Source organism: Tenuifilum thalassicum, from assembly GCF_013265555.1.
GTDB classification, from domain to species: domain Bacteria; phylum Bacteroidota; class Bacteroidia; order Bacteroidales; family Tenuifilaceae; genus Tenuifilum; species Tenuifilum thalassicum.
Map to the genome: position 1 here is coordinate 2,289,078 of NZ_CP041345.1, position 13,297 is coordinate 2,302,374.

13 protein-coding genes are annotated in these 13,297 nt (G+C 38.4%); 5 read left to right on the top strand and 8 right to left on the bottom strand.

Features of this window, described 5'->3' with window-relative positions; genetic code table 11:
* Positions 1-92: 92 nt before the first annotated feature.
* Together FHG85_RS09535 and FHG85_RS09540 are read left to right on the top strand one after the other, a co-directional pair.
* Positions 93-1,412 carry a dihydrolipoamide acetyltransferase family protein gene (locus FHG85_RS09535; RefSeq protein ID WP_173075266.1) on the top strand — a complete coding sequence of 440 codons (1,320 nt, stop codon included), beginning with the start codon at positions 93-95 and terminating at the stop codon, positions 1,410-1,412.
* A 76-nt stretch (positions 1,413-1,488) separates the two neighbouring features.
* Positions 1,489-1,995, top strand: coding sequence for a hypothetical protein (locus tag FHG85_RS09540; protein WP_173075267.1), 507 nt, complete (start codon positions 1,489-1,491; stop codon positions 1,993-1,995).
* A 65-nt stretch (positions 1,996-2,060) separates the two neighbouring features.
* Here FHG85_RS09540 and FHG85_RS09545 read toward each other — a convergent pair whose 3' ends face one another.
* The 8 genes from FHG85_RS09545 to gcvT form a co-directional block, all read right to left on the bottom strand.
* Positions 2,061-3,038, bottom strand: a complete 978-nt coding sequence (locus tag FHG85_RS09545; RefSeq protein ID WP_173075268.1) for a dihydroorotate dehydrogenase-like protein — start codon at positions 3,036-3,038, stop codon at positions 2,061-2,063.
* Between the two features lie 42 nt (positions 3,039-3,080).
* A complete protein-coding gene (locus FHG85_RS09550; RefSeq protein WP_173075269.1) occupies positions 3,081-3,752 on the bottom strand; it encodes a YggS family pyridoxal phosphate-dependent enzyme in 672 nt (223 codons plus the stop codon).
* Between the two features lie 146 nt (positions 3,753-3,898).
* Positions 3,899-5,143: a DUF1015 domain-containing protein gene (locus tag FHG85_RS09555; protein WP_173075270.1), complete on the bottom strand. Its 1,245-nt coding sequence runs from the start codon at positions 5,141-5,143 to the stop codon at positions 3,899-3,901.
* A gap of 31 nt (positions 5,144-5,174) precedes the next feature.
* Positions 5,175-5,522 (bottom strand): four helix bundle protein, encoded by a 348-nt coding sequence (locus FHG85_RS09560; RefSeq protein ID WP_173075271.1) that lies wholly within the window; start codon positions 5,520-5,522, stop codon positions 5,175-5,177.
* A gap of 57 nt (positions 5,523-5,579) precedes the next feature.
* Positions 5,580-6,503, bottom strand: a complete 924-nt coding sequence (locus tag FHG85_RS09565) for a 3-phosphoglycerate dehydrogenase (RefSeq protein ID WP_173075272.1) — start codon at positions 6,501-6,503, stop codon at positions 5,580-5,582.
* Positions 6,504-6,576: 73 nt separating this feature from the next.
* A complete protein-coding gene (gene serC, locus FHG85_RS09570; RefSeq protein WP_173075274.1) occupies positions 6,577-7,647 on the bottom strand; it encodes a 3-phosphoserine/phosphohydroxythreonine transaminase in 1,071 nt (356 codons plus the stop codon).
* A gap of 132 nt (positions 7,648-7,779) precedes the next feature.
* Positions 7,780-8,499 carry a 2-phosphosulfolactate phosphatase gene (locus tag FHG85_RS09575; RefSeq protein ID WP_173075276.1) on the bottom strand — a complete coding sequence of 240 codons (720 nt, stop codon included), beginning with the start codon at positions 8,497-8,499 and terminating at the stop codon, positions 7,780-7,782.
* Between the two features lie 104 nt (positions 8,500-8,603).
* On the bottom strand, positions 8,604-9,713 hold the full coding sequence (gcvT, locus tag FHG85_RS09580; protein ID WP_173075278.1) for a glycine cleavage system aminomethyltransferase GcvT: 1,110 nt from the start codon (positions 9,711-9,713) through the stop codon (positions 8,604-8,606).
* A 159-nt stretch (positions 9,714-9,872) separates the two neighbouring features.
* On the opposite strand from gcvT, the gene FHG85_RS09585 reads away from it, so the two are divergent.
* The 3 genes from FHG85_RS09585 to FHG85_RS09595 all read left to right on the top strand — a co-directional run bounded on the left by FHG85_RS09585 (position 9,873) and on the right by FHG85_RS09595 (position 13,290).
* On the top strand, positions 9,873-10,235 hold the full coding sequence (locus FHG85_RS09585; RefSeq protein WP_173075280.1) for an Hpt domain-containing protein: 363 nt from the start codon (positions 9,873-9,875) through the stop codon (positions 10,233-10,235).
* 24 nt (positions 10,236-10,259) lie between these two features.
* Positions 10,260-10,592, top strand: coding sequence for an STAS domain-containing protein (locus FHG85_RS09590; protein ID WP_173075282.1), 333 nt, complete (start codon positions 10,260-10,262; stop codon positions 10,590-10,592).
* A 106-nt stretch (positions 10,593-10,698) separates the two neighbouring features.
* The gene (locus tag FHG85_RS09595; RefSeq protein ID WP_173075284.1) at positions 10,699-13,290 is read left to right on the top strand and encodes a M14 family metallopeptidase; all 2,592 of its coding nucleotides are present in this window, start codon (positions 10,699-10,701) and stop codon (positions 13,288-13,290) included.
* Positions 13,291-13,297: the final 7 nt, after the last annotated feature.

The window sequence follows — 13,297 nt, forward strand, 5'->3', positions numbered from 1 at the left end:
TCCTTTTTTAGTTTAGAACAGCCAGAAGGTCACTCAACAATTTGCGATTATGTGTGTTATATGTATAAAAATAATTAATCGCAAATCGAACTATGGCAGATATTAAAATAATGCTTCCCGCAATGGGAGAAGGTGTTACAGAGGCAAGAATTACTAAATGGCTTGTTAAACCTGGAGATACCGTTGAAGAGGATCAAGCATTGGCAGAGATAGCAACTGACAAAGTAGACTCAGAGGTTCCATCGACTACACCTGGAAAGGTTAAACAACTTCTTTTTGAGGAAGGCGACTCCCCCCAAGTTGGTGACACAATTTGCATTATTGAAGTAGAAGGAGTAGAAGATTCCGAAGAAATGAAAGAAGAGCCCCCGAAAAGTGAGGCAACCTTTACCCAAACATCCTTTGACTCCTCTTCAGAACCTGTAGCAAAAGATAACAAGACTTCATCAAAACAGGAAACAAAGTATATTTCTCCGCTTGTTAGAAGTATTGCAAAAGAGGAGGGGATTTCAATTGAGGAGCTAAACAAGCTAGAAGGCTCAGGGCTTAATGGCAGAGTTACCAAAGAAGATCTTTTAAAATATATTGAAACCCGCACAAAAAAGTTGATTGAGATAGAGAAGAAAGCAAAGCAGGACATTCTAACCGCACAAACTTCACCTACAGCAACTATTTCTGAACAACCAGCATCCGAAAGCAGTTTGGCCCACGAGATAGTTCCCATGGATCGCATGCGTAAGCTGATTGCTGAGCATATGGTTAGATCGAAACAAACTTCGGCCCATGTTTCTTCATTTATTGAGGTTGACGTAACCAACATGGTCTCTTGGCGAGAAGCCAACAAAGCAAACTTTCAAAAGTTTTATGGCGATAAGCTAACACTCACTCATCTATTTGCACAGGCAACAGTAGCCGAGATTAAACGATACCCTTTGTTGAACTCATCGGTTGATGGCGACAATATCATTCTAAAACGCGATGTTAACCTTGGTATTGCAACCGCACTTCCAAATGGCAACCTAATAGTGCCAGTTATAAAACGTGCCGAAACGTTAAACCTAACAGGTTTAGCAAAGAGCATAAACGATTTAGCGCAAAGAGCCCGTGAGAATAAGTTGAAGCCAGACGAAATTGCTGCTGGTACATTTACAATTACAAATCTTGGATCGTTCGACACCCTAACAGGAACCCCCATAATAAACCAGCCACAAGTGGCCATACTTGCCATTGGTGCTGTTAAGAAACGACCAGTTGTAATTGAAACCCCTTCGGGCGATGTAATCGGTATAAGACAAATCTGTATTTTATCGCTATCGTATGACCATAGAGTAATTGATGGTGCACTTGCAGGACAATTCCTAAAATCGCTGCGCGACAGGCTTGAAAACTTCAGCTTAGACCAAGAACTATAGCACAAGCCATTTAGGTTGAAATGATGCAGTTTACCATAAGTAACCCTGAAAATATTTACCTTTGCAAAAAAAATTCATGAAGCCTAATAAGTCGGATTTATTTTTAAAGAGTATTACAAAAAGTTCAGATGAAGCCATAATTGGGATGCTTTCTGAACTTCGAGAGAGCGGCGAAGATTACATGACACCTATTCTTATAGAACTCCTTTTCTCAGAACGCTCCGAGAAGCTAAAGGAGGAAGTTGTAAACTTCCTAGTCGATTTAAAGAATAAATCGAGTGTTGAGATTATCGCAAAATCGCTCAATGAGCACAAACACTCAAAAGATATCCACCGGTTGGTTTCAGTTTGCTGGCAAAGCCGGTTAGATTTCACTCCACACATCGATCTTTTTATTGAGATTTTAGCAGAAGGTAATTACCAGGCGAGTTTGGAAGCGTTTACCACCATTGAAAACATGACCGAGAACCTCTCACCTGAGAAAATTAAAGAGGTTGGAAATAAGATTAAAAGCTTACACGCCAAACACCCGAACACCCAACCATTAATCGATGAGCTAGTTAGGGTATTTGAAGATTTATAAATAGTCTGTTATAAACAAGAAATCCACGCCTGTTTGAGCGTGGATTTGTTTTTAGTGGGTGTATTCTACTCGTAGCTAGAAAAATATTTCATGAACTGGCTACGCTCATACTGAGCGGGATCGGCAATTGAGCCCATATTTAAACTTCCCCTAAAATCAGCAATTGATTTGTAGCCTTTCTTATCCATCCATTCTTTCAAATCGCGAAGCATAACCTCAATATGCTGTGCACCATTTTTATAGATTGCAGAACAAACCTGAACAGAGTTTGCTCCTGCAAGGAGCATCTTCACCAGCGCTTCACCATCGTGTACACCAGTCGAAGCAGAAATGTCTATTTCAGGGATTAAGTGGCTAGCTATTGCAACCCATCTAAGAGTATAACGCAAATCGGAGGGACTACTAAAGATATCGGCAGGAACAACCTTCATGGCATTTACATCGATATCAGGCTCAAAGAATCGGTTAAAGAGTACTACACCATTAGCACCGCGAAACCGAAGGTTTTCAATCACATTTAATGGATTTGTAAAATGGGAGCCTATCTTGTATGCTACAGGGATGGTAATTATCTTATTTAACTTTTCAGCGATGCTATTGTAGATATTTTCATACTCCTCGGCCTTTCGCTTAGGATCAACAGGCAGGTAGTAAATGTTAACCTCTAACGCATCGGCACCAGCTTCCTGTATGCGAGATGCAAACGATAGCCATTGGCTATCACTCATACAGTTTATACTTGCTATTACTGGTATATCAACTGCTTCTTTAACAGCTTTTATATGATTGATATACTCTTGTACGTTGTTTGCAGTTACGTAGTGTTTGAGATAATCAGCAGCTTCGGTATAATCGGAATGGCGTTCCAAGCTACTAACCTCATTAAGAATCTGCTCTTCGAACAGGGATTTAAGTACAACTGCACCTGCTCCATATTTCTTGTATTCTTTTATTTTATCAACCGAAGAGTTCAATCCTGAACTGCTTACAATTAACGGGGATTTTAGTGAAAGCCCCAAGTAAGATGTTTCTAGTTTAGTCATGGTTAAGGTTATTTTATTGCTTGAAATTTACAAAATATCTTTTTAAGAATAAATTCGATGACCAAAAATGTTACTTCCAATTCTTACCATGGTGCTACCCTCCTCAATTGCAATGCGGTAGTCGCCCGACATTCCCATAGAAATCTCTTTAAAAAACGATTCCGTTTGAAAATTGGCATTCTTCACCTCATCAAAAATATTTTTTAAGTTCCTAAACTCATTTCGCACTTGCTGAATATTATCTGTAAATGTAGCCATTCCCATAAGTCCGCAAATTCGAATGTTATTAAGTTGGTCAAGTTCTGGGCTCTTTAGAATGTCATGTAACTCTTGGGTTGAAAGGCCAAACTTTGTTTCCTCCTGAGCTATATGCACTTGTAATAGACAATCGATAACCCGATTATTTTTAGCTGCCTCTTTATTAATGGTTTTTAATAGCTTTAAGCTGTCAACGGAATGAATTAAAGAGACAAAAGGAGCAATGTACTTCACCTTATTTGTCTGTAAATGCCCAATTAGGTGCCATTCAATATCCTTTGGCATTTGCTCATATTTACTAACAAGTTCCTGAACCTTATTTTCGCCAAAAAGTCTATGCCCAGCATTATAGGCTTCCATTATCGCCTCTACAGGATGAGTTTTACTTACAGCAATTAGCTTAACATGCGAAGGCAACTCACTTTTGATAGTATTTAATTTATCGGCAATGCTCATAATTCGTTAAACTTTAATGCAAAAATAGCTAATACTTACCACAGGAAAACAAATTACTACAAAGAATAGCATAGACTTAACAGAATTCATAAAAATTGGTTGAATGCTGAATAAAAAAAAGCCCTTAAAGGGCTTTTTTTTCATCATTAATCCTCAAGGGAATGAATTACTAAACCGCTTCGTAGTTTGGGTTCAAACCAAGTAGTTTTAGGAGGCATAATATTGCCAGTATCAGCAATATCAATTAGCTGTTTCATTGAAACGGGATAAAGGGCAAAAGCAACCTTCATCTCGCCACTATCAACCCGTTTTTTCAGCTCACCTAATCCTCTAATTCCACCAACAAAATCGATACGTTTAGAAGTTCTCAAATCTTTAATATCAAGAATTGGGTCAAGAACAAGGTTTGAAAGTATGGTAACATCTAGTACACCAATAGGATCGTTATCGTCGTAGGTGCCAGGTTTTGCTGTTAGCGAGTACCACTTACCGTCGAGGTACATGCTGAAATTATGTAACTTTTCGGGCTTGTAAATCTCAGTGCCTTTCTCCTCTACAACAAATCCCTCACGAAGTTTTTCGAGGAATTGTTCTGAAGTAAGGCCGTTTAGGTCCTTAACCACCCTATTGTAGTCAATAATCTTCAGCTGGTTATCGGGGAAAATAACAGCAAGGAAGTAGTTATACTCCTCGTCACCACGATGATTTGGGTTAGCATTCTTTTTCTCCAAACCTACACGAGCTGCAGCTGCAGTACGGTGGTGACCGTCGGCAACATAAAGAGCAGGTATCGATGCGAAAATTTCAGTAATACGCTTAACGGTAGCATCATCATCTATTACCCAAAAGTGATGGCCAAATCCATCTTCTGCAACAAAATCGTACTCAGGCTCTTTGCTTTTTACCACATTTGAAATTATTTCGTCCATTTCCTGATGGGCAGGATAAGCAAAGAATACAGGCTCGATATTTGCGTTCTGAATACGAATATGAATCATTCGGTCTACTTCCTTATCTGGTCGGGTTAGCTCATGCTTTTTAATACGCCCCTCCATGTAGTCTTCGAAATGACAAGCAGCAACCAAGCCATACTGTGTGCGGCCATCCATTGTTTGGGCATATACATAGTACATATCCTTAGGGTCCTGTACTAACCAGCCGCGCTCTTTCCACTTACGGAAGTTCTCAACTGCCTTATCGTAAGCTTGCTGAGAGTGCTCATCGATAATAGGATCGAAATCAATTTCGGGCTTTGTGATATGTAGCAATGACTTTTCGCCAGCTTCTGCTTTAGCCTCCTGCGAGTTAAGCACGTCGTATGGACGTGCAGCCACCTCCTTAGCAAACTCCTTAGGTGGACGGATTCCTTTAAATGCTTTAATTTTTACCATATTACTTACGTTAAATGTTAATCGTTATACGTTAAACGCTAATCAGATAACGGATTAATCCTAAAATCAATTGTTTCACTTTAGTTATCTTCTCATTTACAATAAACTCATCCTTTATGTAGCCTAGTTTTGATGCAATAATTATTTGGGTTTCCAGTTCCGCTAAGGAGCCAAGAGCGATATAAAGGAAACGTAATGTTTCTTTTGCGCTGCTCCTTGCACAGCCCTCTGCGATATTTGAAGGTATTGATATAGCAGAACGTCTAATTTGCTGAACAAGGCCGAAAAGTTCCACTTTAGGAAACTTATCCGTCAAAGAATAAATATCAACAGATAATTCTACAGATACATTCCAAGCGTCTAAGCTTTTATGATCCATTTAGTTCTATCTAATCAATCGTTTAACGTTTAACGTTTAACGATAATTTTTCTTAAACTATTTATTTACCTGAAATGTAGTGTCGCCGTTTTTAATGTATGCAACAATTTGGCGGGCAGCAGCTAACCCTGCGTTAACGTTAGCTTCTTTAGTTTGTGCGCCCATTTTTTTAGGTGTTGCAAATACTCTTCCCTGGAACTTCTCAACTAGTTCAGCATGGCAATCGGCCATTATATCAGTGGCATACTTAAAATCTGGGCGTTCCTCAAGGACTTTCTTTAACCCATCCTCGTCAATCACCTCCTTACGAGCAGTATTTACGAGTGTGGCGCCTTGGGGCATTTTGCTCAACAAATCGTAGCCTATTGATTTTTTGGTCTTTTCATTAGCAGGGATATGAAGCGATACATAATCGCAAGTAGAATAAAGTTCTTCAATTGACCCCACAGGTTTAACACCGTCGTTTTCAATTACGGCTTTATCCACAAATGGGTCGAATGCAAAAACTTCCATTCCAAAACCTTTTCCATACTTAGCAACAAGCTTACCAACATTACCGTAAGCATGAATACCAATTTTCTTGCCAGCAATTTCGGTACCGCTAACAGGTTGAAACTGATTCCTAGCCATGTAAATCATCATACCAATTGCAAGTTCAGCAACTGCATTCGAATTCTGGCCAGGGGTATTCATAGCAACAACTCCTTTAGCCGAGCAAGCAGCAAGGTCTAGGTTATCGTAACCTGCGCCAGCGCGAACAACAATCTTAAGGTTTTTAGCAGCGTCAACTACCTCTTTAGTAACCTTATCGCTTCTAACAATAAGAGCATCAACATCGGCAACGGCTTTTATCAAGTCGTTGTGATCGGTATATTTCTCAAGCAAGGCAAGTTCAAAGCCAGCTTCTTCTACAATTTTACGAATGCCATCCACAGCAGCCTTTGCAAAAGGTTTCTCTGTGGCAACAAGAACTTTAGTCATAGCTTTAATTTTTTGTATTAACAATAAGGGCAACCAAATAATGCTCTTCTGTTGCCCTATTAGCTATTTGATTTTAAGCATTTTGCTTTTCAAATTCCTTCATGCAATCAACTAAAGCCTGAACACTTTCAATTGGTAGAGCATTGTATATTGAAGCACGGAAACCACCTACTGAACGGTGCCCTTTAATACCAACCATTCCAGCATTTTTTGCAAATTCTAAGAATTCAGCTTCCTTTTCCTTGTAATCAGGTTTCATTACGAAGCAAACATTCATTATTGAACGTGAGTCTTTCTCAGCTGTTCCAACAAACATCTTGCTGTTGTCAATAGCATTGTAAAGAAGTTCTGCTTTTTTCTTGTTTAGCTCGTTAATTTTCTCAACTCCACCAATGCCTTTTAACCATTTTAAAGTTTCACGCATGGTATAAATAGCACCGCAAGGAGGAGTGTTAAACATAGACCCCTTATCGATATGGGTTTTATAGTTAAGCATTGTAGGAATTTGGCGCTCAACCTTTCCTAGAATATCCTCGCGGATAATAACAAACGTAACACCAGCAGGACCAACATTCTTTTGAGCGCCACCATATATCAAGCCGTACTTCTTGATATCAACAGGGCGGCTCATAATATCGGAACTCATATCGGCAACAAGTGTTACAGGACAATCAATATCCTCCTTAATCTCAGTGCCGTAAATGGTATTGTTAGTTGTAATATGGAAATAATCGGCATCAGTAGGAATATTAAACCCTTTAGGGATATAAGAGTAATTTTTATCCGAAGATGAGGCAACAACCTCAACCTCGCCAAAAAGTTTAGCTTCTTTTATTGCCTTTGAAGCCCAAGTTCCGGTATCGAGGTAAGCAGCCTTTTTTTGTAATAGGTTGTAGGGTACCATGCAGAACTGAAGGCTAGCACCACCACCTAAAAACAGAATGTGATAGTTTTCAGGGATGTTAAGCAGTTCACGCCATAGGGCTTTGGTTTCTTCAATAATTGCATCAAACTCCTTAGAGCGATGTGAAATGGTTAGAACTGATAAACCAGTACCATCGAGATCAACTACAGCTTTTGCTGTGTTTTCAAGTGCTACATCAGGCAGTATACAAGGGCCTGCATTAAAATTATGTTTTTTCATAGTTTCGTGGTTTAAGTTTCCAAGTTAGAATATTATGGATTGTTCAAATTTCTTAGTTTTTTTCCAATTTTCCTAAATAGATGTTATCAAACAGAAAGTGTAAATCGCAATTTAACAAACGTTTGCAAAAAACTATTTAGGTGAAATGGCTTTAAGCCTGTCGCCTACTAATACTGGTAAAACATCTGTCACGTCAGGGGTGAAACAATACCCAATAACATCATCAAGTCCCATTTTCTTCAACCTATGACGCTGAGCTACTTTTTCCAGATAATTAGCCAAATCGTCCTTGGCCAAGTTCCACAAATCCATTGAGGCATTAGCAGAATCGCAAATAGTAGAAAATTTATTGGTACTAATTAGCGCTTTGGATAACGCTCCCGCAAACAGTGCATCCTCAAGGCTGAACTTCCCTTTCCACCCAGCACACATAATAAGAACATCGTGGGACTTGTCAACAAGATAGTTGATAACAGAAGAAATGTTAAGAAAAGAACCAATGATAACCTGATTTGCATCTTTACCCATGGTAATGGCATTGGTGCCATTTGTGGTACTATATACAACAATTTTCCCGCCTATGGTTTCGGGTGTAAAATAGAAGGGAGAGTTTCCAAAGTCTGCAAAATCTAGTTTTTGGCCATTTCTTTCGGCAACAACAAGATACCCCTTTTCTTTATAGGCACGTGCCTCCTCGATATTTCTTACAGGAATAATCTCTGTTACACCATTTTTAAACATTGTGCAAATCACTGAGGTGGCTCTAAGTATATCAGCCACAACAACTATTTTATTATCAATATCGTAATGGTTAAAAATTGTAGGTGAAAAGGCTACTTCAACTTGATTCATTTTATTCCCTTTAAATGACGAGTAATAACTATCTCTCCTGAAAATTAAATTTCGTAGAACTAGTAAGGCAAATTTAAAAAAAGGGGGCGTAGCCCCCTTTCGGATTACACCTCAGCCAAATGGAAAGGTGGTTTTACTATTTTAGCCTTTAGCTTTTTGTCTCGAATTCCGATAAAAATTTCTGTACCTTCTTTCCAGAATCCTTTTTTAACGTACCCCATACCAATGCCACGTTTACTTATAGGCGACATGGTGCCAGATGTTACCTCTCCAATCTCATTGCCATCAGCATCATAAATAAGATAATGCTGACGAGGGATACCACGGTCAATCATCACAAAACCTTTTAAGCGACGCTCAGTTCCTTCGGTTTTATGTTTTTCCCAAATATCGCGACTGATAAAATTCTTACCAGGAACAAATTTGGTAATCCATCCTAAGCCAGCTTCAATTGCAGAGGTTGTATCGTTTATATCATTTCCATAAAGGCAAAAACCAGACTCAAGACGAAGGGTATCGCGAGCACCTAACCCAATTGGTTTAATGCCAAACTCTGCGCCAGCCTCAAAAACTGCTTTCCAAAGTTTATCGGCATCCTCATTTGCGCAATAGATTTCACATCCACCTGCACCAGTATAACCAGTTGTAGAGAAAATCACCTCCTTGATACCTGCAAAAGGAATCTTTTTAAATGTGTAGTACTCCATATCTACAACATTCTCAGAGGTAAGTTTTTGCATAGCCTTTAAAGCCAAAGGTCCTTGAACAGCAAGCTGGGCAAACTCATCGGAGGCATTATAAAGTTCCTTGCCAGGAGTTAATCCAAACTTCTCACCTTGCTTGCATAACCAGTTCCAGTCCTTTTCAATATTTGCAGCGTTAACAACCAACAGGTATGTTTCTTCATTTATTCGATATACCAAGAGGTCATCAACAATACCTCCTTTATCGTTAGGAAAGCAGCTGTATTGTACCTTTCCATCGAATAATGCAGAAACATCGTTGCTTGTAACAGTTTGTAGAAAATCTAACGCTTTAGGTCCTTTTACCCATATCTCACCCATGTGAGAAACATCAAAAACACCTACTTTCTCACGAACAGTAATATGCTCATCGTTAATACCAGTGTACTCAATGGGCATGTTGTACCCAGCGAATGGTGCCATACGGGCTCCTAGCTCTATATGGTACTTTGTGAAGGCTGTATTTTTCATTTACTTTACTTTTAATTGGTTTTGGATTTACAAAACTATTATTTTTATTTGTATGTTTAGTTCTAAAACGTTTTCTACTTAAAGATTAACCTCTATGTTTTTCAACATATAGTTTTTTTTACTAAATTTGAAAACAAGGGTATTCATTAAACAATTAAAATGGCAGTCAAAAATACTACTAACCACGTTAAACTCGAATTTTTAAAAGAGATTTCGGAAGGCAGCTCCGATTTAATGCGCGATTTAATTACCCTATTCACCACTCAAGTCCCGACATTTAGCAACCAAATGGATGCTTATTTTAAAAATAATGACTACTGTAATCTTGCCAAATTAGCCCACAAGATTAAAAATTCAGTAGCAATGATGGGTATTGAAGAGTTAGTTTCTGATATGAAAAAACTTGAAAAAGTTTGCAACGAATCGCCCAATGCCGAAGTAATTAAAAATTATATCGACAAATTTAAAAGAATTGCTTCAGAAGCAACAATTGAGTTGAACGACATACTCAAAGACCTATGAGAACAACCAAAAAAACTCAATCATATGATTAATGTTGAAAAGATAAATGATGCGCTTGTTATCTCGTTTACCGAGAATAGCAAGCTTAATGTAACCGTAACCCAAAAAATCAAATCAGAGGTTATCAATGTAATCACTCCTAACTCAAAGGTTGTGCTCAACCTTAATGGAGTTAACTATATTGATAGCACTGGATTTGGAATGTTACTCTCAATTTTGCGTCATTGCAAAAACTCAGGCTCTAAACTTAAGATTTGCAATGTTAGCCCTGAAGTAATGGAACTTATAAAACTTTTACAACTCCAAACTGTTTTTGATATTAAAGATAGCGTTGACGACTGCATAAAAAGTTTTTAATGGCATAAAGCCTAGCAAAGAGCCACAAGAAATTGTGGCTCTTTTTTTTATAAACCTTTTGGATATCAGCACGTCAAAGTATAAAATCCAACCTAAACCAAAATTTATGAAAAGAATAGTAAATGTTTTAGCGGCCATTTTATTGGGTTTTATAACATCGTATGCCCAAGAGATTACGCCTCCAGATCAACATTTTGGGTTTAAGCCAGGTGACGATAAGATGCTATTTAAGTATGAGAAGTTAATCGACTACCTAAAAAAAATTGAAGCACAAAGCAATATGGTAAAGGTAATCCCTATTGGTCAATCGGCCATGGGGAAAGCGCTTTACGTTGTGTTTGTTAGCGATAGCCAAAACATTGCTAGGCTCGATGAGCTAAAAGAGATAAATAAGCAGCTAGCAATTAACCCTAACCTATCTACTAATGAGGTTGATGAACTAGCAAGTAAAGGCAAAGCTTTTGTGTTGGCTACCCTATCAATGCATGCTACAGAAGTTGGGCCTTCGCAAGCGCTTCCAACAATCATTTACCAACTTATCACAAAAGAATCGCTAAAAAGCACACTTCACAACGTTGTATACATGGCAGTTCCAAGCCATAATCCCGATGGGATGGACATGGTAGTAGACTACTACAACAAATATAAAGGCACTAAGTACGAGGGAAGTTCCCTACCCTTCTTGTACCACAAATATGTAGGTCATGACAACAACAGAGACTTTATCACTTTAACACAGCCAGAAACAAAAGCTATTTCAAGTCTAACCAGCCAGGAATGGTTTCCTCAAGTAATGGTTGAAAAACATCAAATGGGCCTGACAGGACCAAGGTTCTTTGTGCCACCATACCACGATCCCATAGCCCAAAATATTGATGCAGAACTCTATGCATGGGTTAATCTATTTGGTCAAAACATGGTTAACGACCTAACCTCAAAAGGCCTTCAAGGAGTTAGCCAGCAGAATCTTTTTGACAATTATTGGCCTGGTTCAACAGAAACCTGCTTGTGGAAGAATGTAATTAGCATGTTAACCGAAGCTGCAAGTGTTAAAATTGCCACACCAGTCTACATAGAACCAACTGAGTTAAAGGGAACATCTAAAGGCCTTGCCGAGTACAAAAAAGGAACAAACCTATTATTGCCATGGCAAGGTGGATGGTGGAAACTATCAGACATAGTAAAGCTTGAGTTAGAGTCAACAATATCAATGCTACAAACTGCAAGTAAGTATAAAGAACGAATACTTCGATTTCGCAATAATATTTGTAAAAAACAGATATTACTTGGTCAAACAACACCTCCTTTTAGTTACATATTACCTGCAAAACAAAAGGATCCAAGCGAGTTAGTTGCTCTCATAAACCTGCTTAGAGAACATGGAGTTCAAGTTTACCAGCTCAAACAAGATATTGAAATCCAAAATCGTTTATTTCATTCTGACGATATTGTTGTTCCATTAGCACAGCCTTTCAGAATGTTCATCAAGGAAGTCATGGAGGCACAAACTTTTCCAGAACGAAGGCTAGAAAAAAGTGGGGATATTATAAAACCATACGATATTACAAGTTGGTCGTTACCCCTGCATAAAGGTTTAACATGCTTTGCGTTGCAAACCAAAAGCATTGATAAGGAGTTATTAAATCCAATACCCTCGGACTTTTCATTTAACAGGAAAACATTACCAGAAAACGGAGTTGCAGTTCTACCTTCCACTATTAACCAATCATACCACTTGGTTTTTCAATGCTTAAAACAAGGCCTGCAAGTTGACAGGATAAATGAATCTGCACTGGTAAACAACCAAGAAATACCTGCAGGAAGTTTCTTGGTTAAAGTGAACAATAAAACAAGAAGCATTCTTAAACAGGCAACCTTTGATGTAATGGTTATCCAAGGCAAACCTTCAATTAAAAATATTACGATTGACAAGCTCCCTCGAATTGCATTACTTGAATCACAAGTTCAAAGCATGGATGCCGGATGGACAAAATACATACTTGACTCTTATGGTGTGCCATTTACAACATTAAGCCCAGCCCAAATCGCTAAAAGCGATTTAACTTCCAAGTTTGATATTATTGTTATTCCGAATTCAAATGCAAGCCTGTTAAAAGATGGCAAATACAAATGGGATGGCGAATACTTCCCGCTCTACTACCCTCCAGAGTATACCAAAGGAATGGGGCAGAAGGGAGTGGAGAAACTTATTAAATTTATTCAAAACGGCGGAACCGTAATTGCTTGGGAACAGGCAACAGAACTCTTTGAAGGAAATATTACAATAAACAATGGTGATAGCAAGGAAGAGTTTAAGTTTCCGTTTAACAACATCGCCAAAAAGTTAAAAAAATCAGGTTTTGAATGCACGGGATCATTGGTTAAACTTAAATTAAATCCTATCGCACCCTTTACATTTGGGTTAGAAGACGAAGTTGGAATTTTCATGCGAGACAAGTACATCTTTGAGACTAGCATCCCAACGCTCGATATGGACCGTAGAGTCATTGGATATTTCTCTGGCAAGCCGAAGTTACTAAGTGGCTATTTAAAGGGCGAAGAACTTATTGAAAGAAAAACTGCTGCTATTTGGTTAAAGAAAGGGAACGGACAAATAATACTCTTAGGCTTTAGCCCAATTTTTAGAGCATCGGTTCCATCGAACTACAAAATACTTTTTAATACCATTCTTCAATAATTTTAAG